Below are 15795 nucleotides of genomic sequence, written 5' to 3' on the forward strand. Positions count from 1 at the left end.
GAACAGGTAGTCGCCCCTAGTCCATTGTGCATAAGCATTTCATCAAAACGACATAACCGCCGAATACCGGACACCCATAGCGGAAAATTGCGCCTTGTAGTGCGGCTATGAAAAAGAAAAATCTGACCAACAGGATCCGTGCAACCTGGACGACTTCCAGCTCTGCAAAGGCCACAACTTCAGCCACCCCATTACCAACACCCGAAAAACACCTCGCCACCGCCCTGCAACGCGCCGAACAAGCAGAAACGCAACTGCGAGCCATGCAAAACAGCCGAGCCTGACGCACCGCTCAGAAACTCAAGAAAGTGCTGGTTCGCGCCAGACCAAACGCCTGCGCAAAAATAGTCTGAATTCAGGGGTTTACAGAACCAACCCAATCGCTATAATCGTCGCCCAACACGCCGGTATAGCTCAGTTGGTAGAGCAACTGACTTGTAATCAGTAGGTCCCGGGTTCGACTCCTGGTGCCGGCACCACATTAGGCTCCATTGCATTCTACTGAATGCTCTGGAAGCCCCGAAAACCCGCCCTTTGGCGGGTTTTTTTCGTTCCAGGACCCTCTGTCGGGATCCAACAAAATCCCCCTTCCCCGAGGGTATGTTAGGGGTACTGCGATTTCCCGGTCAGGAGCGCGTACCCCTATGCCACGTCTTGCGATCCCTCTCAGCGACCTGCAATGCCGCACCGCCAAAACCCGCGAACGCGCCTACAAACTGTTCGACGGCGGAGGCATGTACCTTTTCGTCAAACCCAATGGCGTGAAGACCTGGCGCTTGAAGTACACCAAGCCCAGCGGCAAGGAAGGTACGCTCATCATCGGCAATTACCCCATCGTTACCCTTTCCGTCGCACGACGTAAGCGAGACGAAGCCAAGGCGTTGCTGCTCGACAACCTCGACCCAATGGAAGAAAAAAAGAAGGCCAAGATCGTAGCCCAGCGGGCGGCACTCCTTTTCGAAACCGTTGCCCTGGAGTGGCACGCCGACATGTCCCGTCGCTGGACCGAAGGCCATGCCAAAACCGTAATGAGCCGACTGCGCACCCACGTCTTCCCGCTAATCGGCCAACGACCCATCGCTGAACTCGATACCCATGACCTGCTAGAGATCACCCAGCGCATCAAGGAACGCGGCACCATGGATGTGGCGTTACGGGTACAGAACTACTTATCCACCATCATGCGCGGGGCCAAAAGGGCTCGGCAGATCACCATGAATCCTGCACTGGATCTGGCAGGCTCGATTCACGCGCCGCGCACAGTCCATCGCCCAGCCCTCTCCCCAAACCGCCTACCCGAACTGCTACACCGTATCGACAACTACAACGGCCGCGAGCTGACGCGCCTCGCCGTCCTGCTGACGTTGCATGTATTCGTCCGCTCCAGCGAACTGCGCTTCGCGCGATGGAGTGAGTTCGACCTCCAACGCGCCATGTGGGAAATCCCCGATACACGCGCACCGATTGAAGGGGTACGCAACTCCACACGAGGGACCAAGATGAACGGCGACATTCAAATGGTTCCGCTCTCGCCGCAGGTCATCGAAATACTGGAGCGCCTGCGCAGCCTCAGCCGCTTTTCAGAGTTGGTGCTACCGGGCGACCACAAGTACTGGAAACCCATGTCCGAGAACACGGTGAACACCATGCTCCGCAACGTCGGCTATGACACCAGCAAGGACGTGTGCGGCCACGGCTTCAGGACCATGGCCTGTAGCGCTCTGCTGGAGTCCGGGTTATGGACCGACGCTGCCATCGAAAGACAAATGAGCCACAAGGAACGCAACCGCGTGCGCGCCGCGTATATCCACAAGGCCGAATTCCTCGAACAGCGCAGGCTGATCATGGCGTGGTGGAGCAACTACATCGACGCCAACCGCCATGGGCATGTGACTCCCCACGAATTCGCTCACCCGGTCGGCGACAACATTACCGCCCTACAAAATAGCCATGGCGCATCCAAACGTGGGTAAGCCAATGAGATCACCGCAGTCCGCCCTTCAACGCGGGTCCATCCAAGCGGGGCTGCAAAGCCGCCCTGCTTGGACGGACCTCACTTAAAAAATCTAAAGCCCACGCAACTGTCTGTGGAAAACCACTGATTTCCACCGGTGGATAATTTCATCCACAGCCGCAGAACTCCCGAAAATTCGAGCCTTGACCCGAATTATCCACAGGCGTAGAAAAGATCGGGCAAAGCGCTGTCGTTGACAGCAACCCAGGTAGCCAGAACCTTTAAGGCTACGCCACACCGTGGTGGTTCTCCCAAAGTGCGATTAGCGTCCGGCGGCTCGCACGGTCACAGCGATGTGATGGATGCCTACTTCTACCAGAGTGCCACTGCGGCAACTCATACCCCTTTTTAGCTGCCCTGCAGCAACCTATCCGCTTGGCCATTTCCTTGCGCCAACCTGCGCCCGTCTCTTTCTTCCGGAAAGAGACGGGCGCTCCTACCGCTGCTGCAGCCCAGCTCGTACAAGGCTTTGCGGCATTCCCCCTCGTGACAATCGGCGTGACAAACACCGAAGTCACCATCAACAGCGATGCAGATGATGGTGCCGCAGCCCACGGAATGGACTGCACCTGACTGACAGTCAGGCACGCCCCGGTCATCGCTTCACTGCCTTCACCTGACTCAGGATCTCGCGGCGCCGGTCTCGTCAGCCAGCGCAGCCTCCACCCGCCCACTTCTTCGGAAGTGTTCAGGAGGCCAGATCATGAGATGCCCAAGCTCCCGGTCGTAAAGAGCCGCCAGTCCCGCGTTAGTGGACAGCCCTCACAGGTCGCAGGGGCCTTGATCCCTGATAACACTCAACATTCTTGGCGGGATGACGTGGGGAAGGTTTTAAAAGTTTTGGCTTCGAGAGGAGTTTGATCATGGCATTGGTCGGTAGACGGGATGGGCGGAATTTTGGCTATGGCCGGCAACTGAGTTATGCCGGACCGCAAGCGCTGCGCGACCTGTTTGGCGGCGGGCATTACGGCACGGTCAAGGCGCACAGTGATCGTTGGCAGGCGTTTGTACGCTGGTGTCGGTCGCAGGATGGACCAGGGTTTAACGATGCACGACAAATTGATCGGCAGACCTTGCTGGACTACGCCGGACATCTGCGTCAGCAAGTTGAACGTGGTGAGCTGGCCATCGCGACTGCGCAAAACCGGTTGTCCAGTGTGAATCGGACCATGGCCGCGCTTCGCGGTGATCAGTATGTGAAAGTGCCGAGCCCGAGCAAGGCACTGGGAATGCGGCGCACCAGTGTTCGTCGTTCAGTGCCGCAAGTCCAGGACCACGAACAGGTGAAGCGGATCGTAGAGGTGCTTTGCGAAGACCAGCAGCCACGCGCCGCGGCCATCGCTCAGTTAGCGCGAGCCACCGGTATGCGCTTGCGCGAGGCGATTTTGGCCGACCTTCCCCGTCTAAAACGTGAAGCCAAGCAATTCGGAAAGATCAACATCCAGGACGGCACCAAAGGTGGCCGTTCAGGCGTATCAGCACCTCGTTGGATTACGGTAAATGATCATATTCGTGACGCACTGAGGTTTGCCGAACAGGTCTCGCCCGACGGTAGCCGCAACCTACTTGCACCGAACGAACGCTACCTCGATTTCTTGCAGGGAATCGTCAGCCCCGCACGGAACATCATCCATAAGCACGACCTCAAAGGCTTCCACGAATTGCGGGCAGCCTATGCTTGCGAACGCTATGAGCAAATCACCCATCATCTCGCCCCCATCAACGGAGGCAATTGCTATCAACTCGACCGGCGCCTAGATCAGGATGCCCGAGTACAAATCAGCTATGAGCTGGGGCACGGCCGTATCGTCGTGGTGGCCGCTTACATTGGTGGTCGAGCGTGAGCACGGCATTCGATATGGATCTGTTCCTGGTGAGCGTCCTGACCGGGTCGTATACCACGCGTCAACGCCACCTGCGTCAGGCGAAGGCTATCCAAACAGCAATCGCTGAGCGCTGGCAACGCGACAATCCATGGACTTGGCAGAGAAAACACCTTGCGTGGTTTTTGAATCACCACCTAAACCAGCACACTGAATCGACGCGCTATTACTATTTGCTGACCATGCAATTACTCACTCATCGCTTAGGAAAACCCTGGCAGTTCAACCGCTAGACGAAGGTCAGAAAACAGCCAAAAGCAGCCTCTTTGGCGCGCCCACGCGCAGCCGAAAACACGTCAGTTCAATCAAGAATGGGACGAAGGAAACTGCGCTCGTAGCTCAGGATGAATTTTTGCTCGGTAGCCTGCGTCACCAATTGAACGCACTCAAGATCTACTCCGGCCTCCCTACGGTACTGCTCATAATCTGCCAGGCTGGAAAAGCTGAATAGACAGTAAGCGATGTTGTTGGCGCCTTCGGCTGGTAGAAAGTAGCCGTGGTGGTTTCCTCCCATACGGTTCACCACACGAATCCAATGACGAGAATAGCTTTCGAAAGCAGGGATCTGGTAGGGATCGATTACATACCTGACGTGGCAAGTGATCACTGGATCATTCCTTTGAAAATGAGGAAACCGCTATTCTACATATGCCATAAACTGAGTCGTCGATGGCAGTTTTGGGTCGATTTCAGCCCATATCAACAGGCAGCAATCGGCCCAGGAGCAGACCTACGGAATAATGTGCTGAACTCTGCACCACCCAGACTACAAATGCGAGAAAGCCTTGGAACCTAATTCAACGCCTGACCCGGTCGAAACGGCTGGACAACTAAGGGCACGTCGAGAGGCGATGCAAGCTGAGGCTGCATCGTTGCTCGGACAGATGCTCTTCGCGTTCTCGTGCGTCGATGTGAATTTAGGGCTCTGTTTGGCGTGGTTGGACAAGGGCACAAAATTGGAAACCTTATCGAATTCGATCGAAGGGCAGAGCATCCATACGAAACTCGAAATGCTTTCGACGCGAGTCGCAGAGAGCTTACCGGCCGACTCCAAACGCCGTGCGGCCTATGAACGCTGGATTGAGCGTGTGCATGCCGCTCGGGTACAGCGCAATCAGATGGTCCACGGTCGATGGGGCGTCGAGGCGCACCGTCACAAGATCGTCAATGTCATTGGACTTCCCTCCGGTGCGCAGCAATGCTTTGAATACAGCCTTGCGGAGTTGGCCGCGTTCAACAAAGAGTTGTGTGCATTAGAGCGAGAGCTAGCCAGGCTACGAACACACTGGCCCTTCTAGGCGGCTCGCCTGAAAGAGGCGGAATCACCGACTTCAATGTCTAGCGAAAACAGAGGATCCAGCACCAACACGGACACGTTAGCCACCGCCGAGTCTACAGGCTTTCTCAACGTCTGCTATCGGGATACAGCTACTTGCGCTTTGGGTCGAATGCGGTCATTGGCATGACCTTCGAGTAAAGCGAAGATAGGGATTCGAACCCCTTCCTACGTACGTCTAGCCCGCTTTATGCCAGAAAAATCGGCATTTTAGTTCTGTGTCGATGGCGTCTAGCGGACAACGGCGGCCTGGAATATGCCCTAATTTTGCCCTAAACGTCTCCGTGTGATTGGCGGCATTCGGCCGATCGTGACAGGCAGAAAACGGCCGATTCTGTTGAAAAAATCGGCCATGGTTTGCGCATCAAAAAAGTACGTGCCCGAGATTGAAATCTTTACTTTTGGCAGAGGCTTCCGGACTCGGATTTCACGTAGCTGCGTGCAAACAAGGCGTTTTCACCAGTCAATGATCAGGCCGTTTGGGCAGACCGACTTTTTCAACAGAATCGGCCAACAGCAGCCTCTCAAATGGGATCTACGAGGGTCGATTCACATCGTTGAGCCCAAGACGCCTAGTGATCTCGTCCAAGTTGCCTTCGGCCAGTAACATGTCATGGGCAAACTGAGCGGTTTGAGCCTTATATCGCTCCCATAGCTTCTGCTGCAGTGGTGTAGTCTGCTCGATTCCGGCCTCAATGAAGTCGATTGCCGTGGCTAGCTCCTCAAAAGCAACTGCACACCAAGCGGTGGACATTTTGCGCGGGAAGATCACTTCTGGTAACAGAGCAGCCTTACCAATCTTCGTCTCATTCATTTGCGTTTTCCTTAGTTTCAAAGCTGCATTGGTAAAGCCTTCAGTGAGTGCCCCGGCCAGTTTGACTGGGCAATGAACGCTTTCCGATTCAGCCCCGCAGGGCTGGTCGGATTGTCCGCGATCAGTCCGCCTTTTACCGGCTAGATGATCGGCCAACGGTCTGCTTCCGACCGAGGCTGTGTAAAAACGTTTTTGAGCGCGGCAGGTACTCAAAAACGGACTGGAAATCGCGACTTAACGTAGACGTGCACACTTCAATTTTGGCGAAGCGCTTTTACACACTCAGGACCAGAAGTGGACGCTCGCTACAGGTCAGAAGCAGAGCGGCCCACCTGTCACTCTTAACAAAATCACAAAACTATATCGCAACATTGGAGTCACACCTCCAGCATCAATTCCAAGCTTCTAATCCATTCATCGGATGCAGAGTATCTAGCGTAATAATCGCTTCTTTCAGCCGAAGTTAAATTTACAAAAAACGAAAAGAAATAATTGTCATTGTAGTAACCTTGGGCGCCCTGCATGTCACCTCCCCACCAAGATGGCTGGTAGCCTTCGAAGGCAATCCATGGTGGAGGTACTGCGAGTTTTTGTTTCTGCACCAGACTTAAAAACTCGATGCTGTTCGTGATCAGCCGAATCGTTGTGACATTAAATTCCTTGTATGATATTGAAGCTATGAGCGCTTCATCCTTAGGCTTGGCCTGATAACGCGTTGCGACGAGCTCATTGAAAATTTTTTCGTTAATAGCCGAAAATCTTTCATCGATGATTTTTTGAAACGCATCAACATCAGCCTTGTCTATAACGAACATAGAGTAATAAGCCGATATCCCAACAGAAGCTAATGATGTTGCAGTGGGGAAGCTGGGTATCTCGTGGGTAGCGTTATTTAAAGCCTTTACAAAAATTGATTTTAGTTCTGAAACGGAATACCCGACAATCTGTTCCTGTGGAGCAGGTTTAAGGAAGTCTTTCATGCGGCTAAATAAACTCATATCGTTCTCACTCTTGGAGATACTCAGTAAGCCAAGTGGCTCCTAAGTAACCTGCAGAGCCAAATATGATTCCGCCGACTGCACCACTCACAAAAGCACCTGGCCCCGTCTCTATTCCAACCGCGGCTCCGGCGACAAAACCTATCCTTGCCCCAGCCATCGCGCCCCCCCAACCGCCGGCCTGCTTGACAACCTCGACGGAAATAGGTTTCACGCTGTTCTGCTTAATTGATTCTTCTGCGGCCAATTTCAAATCGTATGCGGTAAAACCAATCGCAAAAACCCTTACGACTCTAGCGCCCTTAATCAATGTGTTGGTTGTTTGATAAGACTTCGGGGTAAATATTGCCCGGGCAGGGACTTTCTCAGCCTGAACCAATACTTCCTTGTCGATATCCTTCACCCAGCTTGCGATCTGGTCAATCCTGGTTGCGTTCTTTGGGGCTATTTTTTTGTAATCCTCTAGCGACTTAAGGATTTCTTCTGTCGTCACTAGTTTTGCACCGGCAGCTTTCGCTTTTTCTATATCAATATATACTACTTTTCCATCGAACCTAGGAGAGCCATTTGGAAATTCTGAGCTAGTAGAAAGATAACTTGATGGGTGTTTTCTACTACTAAAAACGTGTTCGGCCACTGTGGCGCTAGAGCTCGGAGCGACAGGACGCATGCCATATTTTTCGGGCCAGACTTCGTGTTTCATTTGGAATTCTGGTAAGTTTTTGGCGACCAGATGAGGGTTGTCCGGAGACGAATAAATTTTCCGTACTAAAAAACCATCCTTGCCTATTTCGTCCACAGCAACGAACATGTGAATATTTGCCGGCATTGCATAGCCCGGCACATTACTTACCGAACCGCTTTCCTTGTTTGTGGGTACTTTGCAAGAAAACTCTGTCACGCATCACCCCACTTTTCGAGCGCAGCAACACCCGTAGTAATTTCCAACGTTTCTTGCTTGCTCGTTGCAATTCTTGGTGTGCGTCCCGACTCATCTGAAAAGCCGGTATATACCATGCCCGACTCATCTTTGATGTGGTATGGAACATTAGCTAATGGCTGACCGTCACTGCCAACGATACGAAACTGTTCGTCGAATACCAACGCCCATAGTGGCATAGCGGACGGCGGTATGAATTCTGCGGGAGTATGTGAATTCCCTATGATTACAGTGCTGGAGCCACTGATGACATTGTTTCCGTGAGCGCCGGTGCTCCCAACAATTGCCGCAGACATACCATTGATAAGAACGGTAGAGGCTACGTCCCCCACAATAGGGCTGCCACAGGCACTCTTGTCGTTTTGACGCGCGGCAGCCAAGCCATCGAAAAAGACATCGGGAGAACCCGAAGCAATAGGATTGACACCATGGCCAGGTAGTGGGCAGGAAGTAGGATCGGTAACTCGAGCGGCAGGTTTGCCTGACATGTGGAACATCCTTGTAAAAGTAACATCTGGATGAAGTGTGACATAAAAGACCGGTCGCCAACTATGCAAGCCCGATCGAGCGCTCGCTCTGCCGGATGCCGATCGGGAGCAAACGTCCGCTTCTGGTCGAGGCTGTGTAAAACCGGTTTAGAGCAGGTTTGACAGTCAGAATCAGAACGAAAATCGCGTTCCTATGCAAATTTCAGGTCCGGCTGATTCACCAATCATTGGCAGATTTTACGTAGCGACGCAGACTTCAAAATAGTTTTTGCGTTTTTACACAGTCTGGGCCGTGGATTTCCAGACCTTTGTAATAGCCTCGGTCGGCCACCACCGTTAGCGATTCAGCCTCGATTTCTTCACGCGCTTGGTTCGCCATATTGCTCAGTTGCCCACGATCATTACCAACGTTGGTCACCTCATGGGCGATGATCAGATGGTGTTTGTCGTCGACCGCTGTTTGTACGTTGTAGCCAACCGTTCCGGTGCCTCGGCCGCTCGTGGCCATTGAGCGTGCATCTGGATCGGTAAGAGAGATCTGCTGATCTGGACTGTCGTGGAGCGGCGCCTCAATGTCCTTGAGTTTCTGCATCTGCTGTTTCAGTGTTTCGATTTTTTCTTTCAGTCGCTCGGCCTTGGCCTCGGCCACTTCTGGCGTTGCCCGATCCGCCGAATCCATCGCCGCAAGATAACGGTCAATGCTCTGCTCGATCTGTTGCATGCGCGCCTTCACTTTGCCCTGGGTGAAGTTACGGTCGCGGTTGTTGACGGCTTTGAATTTGCTGCCGTCGATGGCGATGATCGATTGGGAGAAGAGATTGAGGTTGCGGCAAAGCACTACGAACTGGCGGCAGACACTACGAATGGCTTTACCGTTGTCCTTGCGAAAGTCGGCAATGGTTCTAAAGTCCGGGGCCAAACGTCCCGTGAGCCACATCAGCTCGACGTTGCGCTCGGCTTCACGTTCAAGCCGGCGACTGGACTGAATCCGATTGAGATAGCCATAGATATAGATCTTCAGCAAGACCGCTGGGTGGTAGGCCGGACGACCCGTTGCAGCAGGATCGACACCCTCAAACCCAAGTACCCCGAGGTCGAGTTCATCGACGAAAACGTCGACCACTCGCACTGGATTTTCTTCGGCTACGTAATCGTCCAAGCACTCAGGCAGCAACGTAACTTGCGTCCGAGCCTCACCCTCAATAAATCGCTTCATGATCGCCCCCGATACGATCTAGACGATCAGAAGGTTAGACAATCACTGGCGTTTTCACACAGCCTGGGCCGAAAGCTGGCGGTAGCGACAGGATGCTATCCACCCGTGAAGCGGACACAAAACTCCTCTGAGACCGTGTCATGGCGTCCCGTTTCTTCCGTACAGGCGGTAGCCTGGTCGACGACTCAAGCGTTCGTAATAGTCGCTCACGGCAGGAAAGTCCGGATGAGCAAGCGGTGTTTCAAACCACCGATTAACTGACAGGCCGATCGGTATATCTGCGAGAGAAAACTCATCGCCGCTGACGTAGGCCCCGGTTGAATCGAGCTGTCGATTGAGGATCTCCATGTACCTCGACCAGTTGTTGCACGCGGCCGCCAACGCACGGCTGTCCTGATGCTCAGGCGAATGCCTGACCAGCGACATGAAGGCATAACTCCACGACTTGTTGAGATCTGACGCTTGCCAATCGATCCATTGATCCACCCGCGCTTTGGCTCTCGCTTCAGTCGGGTAAAGGTGAACGCCGTTGTAGCGCGACGCCAGGTAGCGAATGATCGAGTTTGACTCCCAAAGAATGAAGTCGTCGTCCTGGATGACCGGCACCATGGCATTGGGATTCAGCGCCAGGAATTCAGGTGTGTGCGTCGATCTGAAGCCAGAACCCCAATCCACCCGCTCAAAGGGAATTTCAATCTCGGCGCAGGCCCAGAGCACCTTTCGTACATTGATCGACGATGCCTTACCCAATATGCGCAACATTCCATGTCCTTATCGTTCGGGGTAGTTGGTCTGAACTACTGACTCTATCGCCGTGTGGAGCGGATTGTCCAGAGTCTGCTTTTGGCCGATTCTGTTGAAAAAGTCGGCCATGGTTTGCGCATCAAAAAAGTACGTGCCCGAGATTGAAATCTTTACTTTTGGCAGAGGCTTCCGGACTCGGATTTCACGTAGCAGCGTGCAAACAAGGCGTTTTCACCAGTCAATGATCAGGCCGTTTGGGCAGACCGACTTTTTCAACAGAATCGGCCGTCTGCTGCCTGTCGCCACGACAGCTTTTGGCGGATTTCTGCCTATTCTCTACGAAAGAGATGATTGACAACGTTCAAATTCAGGGGGGTTTACCATTCGTATGCGGCTCTGAATTACTTACAGACCGACAATGTGCTCACATCTAAAAAATCCCGGATTCGATTCCACCAAGCGCCATAACTAGCTGATTTATTTATAGTTACTAGTTGGGGTACGCCGAATTTTCCAGTGAACTCCAGACGCCCGAAAAACCTAGCCCCGCAGAAACATACCGTTCGTCTGGTGCCGGCACCATACAAAACAAAGCCCTCGCAGAAATGCGAGGGCTTTGTTGTTTCTGGTGTACGTGAAATCCGAATCCCGTTCACGCGTCGCAAGCACTAAGCATTTAGCTGTTTTATCCAGTCAAGACTCGCAACGGTAGAACCGGAAGGACGGTATTCACAACCGATCCATCCGGGATAGCCACGCTGCTCCAGCGCTGCGAACAAGGCAGCAAAGTCGATGTTCCCCGTTCCCGGCTCGTGACGACCCGGGCAGTCGGCAATTTGCACATGGACGGTTCTGTCATAAAACCGAGCCAGAACATCTGCTGCGTCTCCGGTCAGAATCTGGGCATGGTAAATATCGAGAATCAGCCCAACACTCGGGAAAGTCTCCAGCACCTGTTGCGCCTTGCTGAAGTCAGACATGTAGTAGCCCGGCATCGCCTGCGAACTGATCACTTCGATAAGCGGCCGCAAACCCTGATCTTCGAAATACTTGACTGCATATTCCAGGTTGCCCCCGAAGATGCGCCCAGCATCATCCTGCGTCGTAACGCCAGACATGATGTGGACATCCGAACACGCCAGCGCCTTTGCATAGCTGGCGGCCTGGAGCAACCCGCTGCGAAATTCCTCTTCCTTGCCCTGCAAGGCAGCGATGCCTTTGGTAACGCCAGCCGGTGCAGCGAACTGAATCAGCGGCAGACTGTATTGAGCCAGGTGGTCGGCCAGGAGACTTGCGTCGAATTCATAGGGCGACGGGAACTCCACCGCCCGAAAACCAGCTGCCGCGGCAGCTTCGATGCGTTGCAGAAAGGGCAACTCATTGAATTGGAAACCGAGATGAGCATTGAACTTGAGCATTGGTAAACATCCATGTAGTGATTTATGGCTTTTATATACATTGTAACTGCTTCATGAACCCCACATTCAAAGCACCTATCTGATCCCGAATGTTGTGTTCCCGATTCCATCGGGAGCCATCGACTCCTGGTGCCCGCACCATACAAAAACGAAGCCCTCGCAGAAATGCGAGGGCTTTGGTGTTTCTGGGCGTTGGAAAACCAGGTCTTAGTGCCCCGCACTCTGCCCACCATCGACATGCAAGATCTCGCCAGTGACAAAGTTGGCGCTATCCAGATAAACAACAGCCTGCGCAATATCGCTGACCTCCCCCATATGCCCAACCGGGTGCAAATTACCCAGTGCTTCGTGAGTTTCTTCGCTGTGCATCGGAGTCTTGATGATACCAGGGGAAACCGCGTTCACCCGAATCCCACGCTTGGCGTACTCAATGGCCAAGGATTTGGTCGCCGCATTCAAGCCACCCTTGGTCAACGACGCCAGTACCGACGGCACGCCGTCGATGGCGTGGTCCACCAGGCTGGTGGTGATGTTGACGACGTGGCCGCTGCCTTGTTTTTCCATCTCGGTGATCGCGAGTTGGGTGATGTAGAAGAAGCCATTCAGGTTCACCGACAGCACAGCGGCGTAGTCTTCTTGGGTGTAGGCGGCGAACGGTTTGGCGACGAAGATTCCGGCGTTGTTGACCAGGGTGTCGATGCGGCCGAAACGTGCGATCGCTTCACGGACGACTCGCTGGGCGATCGCCGGGTCGCCGATGTCGCCGGCAACGGTGAGGATGTCCGGATCGGTGGATGGCTGGATCGAACGCGAAGTGGCGACTACCCGGTAATCGAGATCACGGAAAGCCTTGACCATGCCTGCGCCGAGACCTTGGGAGGCGCCAGTAATAACGATGACTTTTTTCGAATTGCTCATGATGAACCTCAACTGATAAATGATGGTTTGAAAAGGTGATTAATCAGGCTTCAACAGGCGCCTGCGCCATTTGTCTCAACATCTGTTCGTAGTACTCGACCGATTGCGAACCGGACACCAGGTGACGACCGTTGAGCACCATGGCCGGAACCGAATTGATGCCGCGCTCGCGATAAAACGCCTCAGCTCACGCACTTCCCTGGCAAATGCTCCGGACACCAACACCTCACGCGCGCTCGCTGCATCCAACCCCACTTCCGCCGACAGTCGAACCAGCGTCTCGCGATCGTTCGGGTTCTGGCCGTCGGTGAAATAAGCACGCAGCAAGGCTTTCTAGAGTGCGACCTGCCGCCCTTCCTGCAATGCCCACAACAGCAACCGGTGAGCATCGAAGGTGTTATGGAAGTGGCTGCGCTTCTCCAGATCGAATTTGAACCCGATGGCCTCGCCTCGAGCGATTTGCATCGCTTTGCCGGCGGCAACTTCCTCGGCGCTGCGCCCGTATTTGCGCATCAAGTGCTCGATCGCGTTCTCGCCTTCCACCGGCATATCCGGGTTCAGCTCGAAAGGCTTGAAGGTCAGCTCGACCGAGACTTCACCCGCCACGTTCTCGATCGCTTGCTCCAGCGCCGTCGCGCCCAAGGCGCACCATGGGCACACCACGTCGGAGATGAAATCGATGGTGACGGACGCGGTCATGACTGCCCCTGCTCCTCAGCCAGTTGTTTTCGGTACTGGGTAGTGGTGATCCCGGCATAGCCCCAGTTATCGGTGTCGACTTCTTCGATCACGATGTGTGTCAGGTCCGGGCGTTTGTTGAGGACGCGTTCCAGGGTTTCAGTGATTTCAGCGATCACCTGAGCTTTCTGCTCTGAGGTAACGCCATCGCGGGTAATGCGTACACTTACGAAAGGCATGAGGAATCTCCAGTGACCTTCTCATCGGAATGATGGGGAGGCGTTGGAGAGGAATGTATGAGGTTGGGTCAGGGGGATAAAGGTGGGGGCGGGAACATCATTAGTTACTTGGTGTAATGACTACGTCGATATTGATTGGAGACGCCACCGGAAAATATGGCCTAACCGTAAGGTTCATCACCAGCGATCAAAACGGCTTCAATCCGTGCTGACAAACCTCATCGTATTTTCGAGGAACTTGTGGCGAGGGAGCTTGCTCCCGCTTGAGTGCGTAGCACTCACAAATATCGGCAATGGTTGTCAGATTTTTGGGGCCGCTACGCAGCCCAGCGCGAGCAAGCTCGCTCGCCACAAAGGTAAGCATGACTGAAGAGTCTCGCCTAAATGAACAGCATTACGAGTCAATCGGGGCTTCTTGTACTTCGTTGAGCTCACATCTCGCTGACTTCAAACACAAACGAAATCTTCCGACTGCTCGCACTCCACACATAGCGAATGTGCTTCCCTTGCCTCGGAATAGAAACGGCCGGCGGTCGAAACGCGGCAACACATTCATGGCCAGGCAGACGAACGCTGTTGTAGAGCAATCCCCAAGACAACGTTTCGCGCAGTTGTCGGGCAAAGGCCTGGGCCGGACCGTAGGCGTTGGGATCCGGGTCGTGCAGGTGCGGGTAGTCGCCTCGGATGTCGTGCAAGGGTTTGACCACCTGGTTGACGTAGGTACGCATGGTCAACTCAAGATCCGGTTCGTTGGTCGCGGCGAGGAATCGCTCCTGGTGATAACTCGTCTCGGCGATGGCCGCGGCCTGGCTGCTGGCGGCGTAGTAGACGCCGAAGGTGCCGTCGGTGAAGCGGCTGGTTTTGCCGATGTGGGTGAACGCGGCCATGACGGGTGTGGAGCCGGGGCCGGCGATGCGGTCCTCGGGGCGCACACGGGAGAGCACACCGGCTTCTTCCATCAACCGATCATTGGTCAGGGCTTCCAGGGCGTAGGCGGTGGGCAGGTCTTCGGGATCGAGCACGTCTTCGAACAACGAAATAGGCGGGAAGCAGCTGTTGACGATCCGGTAAGCCCGCGGCCATTGCGGGTCGGCCACCTCCGGCGCCATCAACCGCGTACTCCGTCGAGGTAGCGGCGCACGTCAGCGATGTCGACCACGCGGCCGGCCAGCATGTAGGACAGCGCCGACTGGCCATTGAACGGCGCGGCGGTGTTAGGGCTGCTGACCCAGGTGTAGGCGCGCTCGCGGCTGTTGCTGAAGATGATGCTCAGGGCTTTGTGGATGCCCATCAAATACGAGATGCGCTCCAGGGTGTCGTGGGGCAGGCGCACGTTGGGCGGCAGGTGTTTGTACTTGTAGAAGGTGGTATTGCCGACTTTGCCCAGAAGCGTGCGTTGCTGCTCGGCAGTGCAGCCCCAACGCTCCATGAGGTTGAAGAAAAACTTCAGCGCGACTCGACCGGCTTCGGGGGTATCGAGTTGTTGCTGTGGGCTTAAGGCAATGGATGAGGCAGGCATGGGGATGGCCTCCTGGGGTTTACGATGTCGTGATTTCAGACTAGTACAGATACGAACAATAATGAAATTTTAATTCGCAAACGTATTTATCTGTCCCTTCTTCGAAAAGAGCTTTCACGCCAGATTTTCCGCAGCCTGAAAAGATGCCGACACACGGTCCAACACGCACGTTGACACCCCCACAATAGGGGCAGAGAATTAAATCGAGAGCGCGAAACCGACTGCCTCCAAGTGGCAATAGTCGGCGTAGGAACCTCGTTGATGACTTGGAAATCGGCGCCTGGTGAGACCTCTTCTCCCCTGCTTGAGGGAGCACAATATCAAGCACCTTTTCATGAAAGCAGCCTGATCCAGGCTGCTTTTTTTTGCCTTGGGAAAAGGTTTCTTGATCAACCAACACTCAAAAAACGCCCACACCTCCCCCATCCGGGCCGTTTTTTTGACCCCGATCAGCCGCCCCCCCGCCAAAAAACCCGATCCTGTGTAAGCCTCCAGCCATCGGACGCGGAATCATTTCGCTACTAAACTCGGGACAAGCATGCTCAGCTGCAGGATCATAGCCAGCACGCGACCGACGCCCACCGGGCGGC

15 protein-coding genes, 1 tRNA gene and 3 pseudogenes are annotated in these 15795 nt (G+C 54.3%); 6 read left to right on the forward strand and 13 right to left on the reverse strand.

The window, feature by feature from the left end; all coding sequences use genetic code 11:
• Positions 1–136 precede the first annotated feature (136 nt).
• The 5 genes and pseudogenes from LOY38_RS28105 to LOY38_RS28125 all read left to right on the forward strand — a co-directional run.
• Positions 137–284: pseudogene (locus LOY38_RS28105) on the forward strand (FkbM family methyltransferase); the annotation flags it as partial.
• A gap of 119 nt (positions 285–403) precedes the next feature.
• Positions 404–479: transfer RNA gene (locus LOY38_RS28110), tRNA-Thr, on the forward strand.
• 165 nt (positions 480–644) lie between these two features.
• Positions 645–1973: a phage integrase central domain-containing protein gene (locus LOY38_RS28115; protein WP_258698008.1), complete on the forward strand. Its 1329-nt coding sequence runs from the start codon at positions 645–647 to the stop codon at positions 1971–1973.
• A 904-nt stretch (positions 1974–2877) separates the two neighbouring features.
• Complete coding sequence (locus tag LOY38_RS28120) at positions 2878–3858, forward strand: integrase domain-containing protein (protein ID WP_258698009.1); 981 nt, start codon at positions 2878–2880, stop codon at positions 3856–3858.
• A complete protein-coding gene (locus LOY38_RS28125; protein ID WP_140894128.1) occupies positions 3855–4130 on the forward strand; it encodes a hypothetical protein in 276 nt (91 codons plus the stop codon). Before LOY38_RS28120 ends, LOY38_RS28125 begins: the two co-directional genes overlap by 4 nt.
• A gap of 68 nt (positions 4131–4198) precedes the next feature.
• On the opposite strand, the gene LOY38_RS28130 is transcribed toward LOY38_RS28125, so the two are convergent.
• Entirely contained in the window at positions 4199–4504 is a 306-nt protein-coding gene (locus tag LOY38_RS28130; RefSeq protein WP_258698010.1) for an NIPSNAP family protein, read from the reverse strand.
• Between the two features lie 244 nt (positions 4505–4748).
• On the opposite strand from LOY38_RS28130, the gene LOY38_RS28135 reads away from it, so the two are divergent.
• Entirely contained in the window at positions 4749–5195 is a 447-nt protein-coding gene (locus LOY38_RS28135) for a hypothetical protein (RefSeq protein ID WP_258698011.1), read from the forward strand.
• Between the two features lie 573 nt (positions 5196–5768).
• On the opposite strand, the gene LOY38_RS28140 is transcribed toward LOY38_RS28135, so the two are convergent.
• The 12 genes and pseudogenes from LOY38_RS28140 to LOY38_RS28195 form a co-directional block, all read right to left on the reverse strand.
• Positions 5769–6047 carry a hypothetical protein gene (locus LOY38_RS28140; RefSeq protein ID WP_258698012.1) on the reverse strand — a complete coding sequence of 93 codons (279 nt, stop codon included), beginning with the start codon at positions 6045–6047 and terminating at the stop codon, positions 5769–5771.
• 377 nt (positions 6048–6424) lie between these two features.
• A complete protein-coding gene (locus tag LOY38_RS28145) occupies positions 6425–7045 on the reverse strand; it encodes a hypothetical protein (protein WP_258698013.1) in 621 nt (206 codons plus the stop codon).
• 7 nt (positions 7046–7052) lie between these two features.
• Positions 7053–7946 (reverse strand): glycine zipper family protein, encoded by an 894-nt coding sequence (locus tag LOY38_RS28150; protein ID WP_258698014.1) that lies wholly within the window; start codon positions 7944–7946, stop codon positions 7053–7055.
• A complete protein-coding gene (locus LOY38_RS28155) occupies positions 7943–8473 on the reverse strand; it encodes a PAAR domain-containing protein (protein ID WP_258698015.1) in 531 nt (176 codons plus the stop codon). The genes LOY38_RS28150 and LOY38_RS28155 overlap by 4 nt, the downstream gene beginning before the upstream one ends.
• Positions 8474–8768: 295 nt before the next feature.
• Positions 8769–9689, reverse strand: a pseudogene (locus LOY38_RS28160) (IS1182 family transposase); the annotation flags it as partial.
• A 138-nt stretch (positions 9690–9827) separates the two neighbouring features.
• Positions 9828–10451, reverse strand: coding sequence for a glutathione S-transferase family protein (locus LOY38_RS28165; RefSeq protein WP_095053261.1), 624 nt, complete (start codon positions 10449–10451; stop codon positions 9828–9830).
• 650 nt (positions 10452–11101) lie between these two features.
• A complete protein-coding gene (locus LOY38_RS28170; protein WP_258698016.1) occupies positions 11102–11851 on the reverse strand; it encodes a hydroxypyruvate isomerase family protein in 750 nt (249 codons plus the stop codon).
• Positions 11852–12058: 207 nt separating this feature from the next.
• On the reverse strand, positions 12059–12769 hold the full coding sequence (locus LOY38_RS28175) for an SDR family NAD(P)-dependent oxidoreductase (RefSeq protein ID WP_258698017.1): 711 nt from the start codon (positions 12767–12769) through the stop codon (positions 12059–12061).
• Positions 12770–12812: 43 nt separating this feature from the next.
• Positions 12813–13468: pseudogene (locus LOY38_RS28180) on the reverse strand (DsbA family oxidoreductase).
• Positions 13465–13686 carry a 4-oxalocrotonate tautomerase family protein gene (locus tag LOY38_RS28185; RefSeq protein ID WP_123361089.1) on the reverse strand — a complete coding sequence of 74 codons (222 nt, stop codon included), beginning with the start codon at positions 13684–13686 and terminating at the stop codon, positions 13465–13467. Before LOY38_RS28185 ends, LOY38_RS28180 begins: the two are co-directional and overlap by 4 nt.
• Positions 13687–14117: 431 nt before the next feature.
• Entirely contained in the window at positions 14118–14795 is a 678-nt protein-coding gene (locus LOY38_RS28190) for an RES family NAD+ phosphorylase (protein WP_258700805.1), read from the reverse strand.
• A complete protein-coding gene (locus LOY38_RS28195; protein WP_258698018.1) occupies positions 14795–15205 on the reverse strand; it encodes an MbcA/ParS/Xre antitoxin family protein in 411 nt (136 codons plus the stop codon). The genes LOY38_RS28190 and LOY38_RS28195 overlap by 1 nt, the downstream gene beginning before the upstream one ends.
• Between the last annotated feature and the right edge of the window lie 590 nt (positions 15206–15795).

The organism is Pseudomonas sp. B21-015 (assembly GCF_024749285.1).
Classification (GTDB): Bacteria; Pseudomonadota; Gammaproteobacteria; order Pseudomonadales; family Pseudomonadaceae; genus Aquipseudomonas.

Excerpts from the sequence above, each read along its gene's own strand:
- LOY38_RS28115 (WP_258698008.1), top strand. The coding sequence starts at position 645 with ATGCCACGTCTTGCGATCCCTCTCAGCGACCTGCAATGCCGCACCGCC.
- LOY38_RS28120 (WP_258698009.1), top strand. The coding sequence starts at position 2,878 with ATGGCATTGGTCGGTAGACGGGATGGGCGGAATTTTGGCTATGGCCGG.
- LOY38_RS28135 (WP_258698011.1), top strand. The coding sequence starts at position 4,749 with ATGCAAGCTGAGGCTGCATCGTTGCTCGGACAGATGCTCTTCGCGTTC.
- LOY38_RS28140 (WP_258698012.1), bottom strand. The coding sequence starts at position 6,047 with ATGAATGAGACGAAGATTGGTAAGGCTGCTCTGTTACCAGAAGTGATC.
- LOY38_RS28145 (WP_258698013.1), bottom strand. The coding sequence starts at position 7,045 with ATGAGTTTATTTAGCCGCATGAAAGACTTCCTTAAACCTGCTCCACAG.
- LOY38_RS28155 (WP_258698015.1), bottom strand. The coding sequence starts at position 8,473 with ATGTCAGGCAAACCTGCCGCTCGAGTTACCGATCCTACTTCCTGCCCA.
- LOY38_RS28165 (WP_095053261.1), bottom strand. The coding sequence starts at position 10,451 with ATGTTGCGCATATTGGGTAAGGCATCGTCGATCAATGTACGAAAGGTG.
- LOY38_RS28170 (WP_258698016.1), bottom strand. The coding sequence starts at position 11,851 with ATGCTCAAGTTCAATGCTCATCTCGGTTTCCAATTCAATGAGTTGCCC.
- LOY38_RS28175 (WP_258698017.1), bottom strand. The coding sequence starts at position 12,769 with ATGAGCAATTCGAAAAAAGTCATCGTTATTACTGGCGCCTCCCAAGGT.
- LOY38_RS28185 (WP_123361089.1), bottom strand. The coding sequence starts at position 13,686 with ATGCCTTTCGTAAGTGTACGCATTACCCGCGATGGCGTTACCTCAGAG.
- LOY38_RS28190 (WP_258700805.1), bottom strand. The coding sequence starts at position 14,795 with ATGGCGCCGGAGGTGGCCGACCCGCAATGGCCGCGGGCTTACCGGATC.
- LOY38_RS28195 (WP_258698018.1), bottom strand. The coding sequence starts at position 15,205 with ATGCCTGCCTCATCCATTGCCTTAAGCCCACAGCAACAACTCGATACC.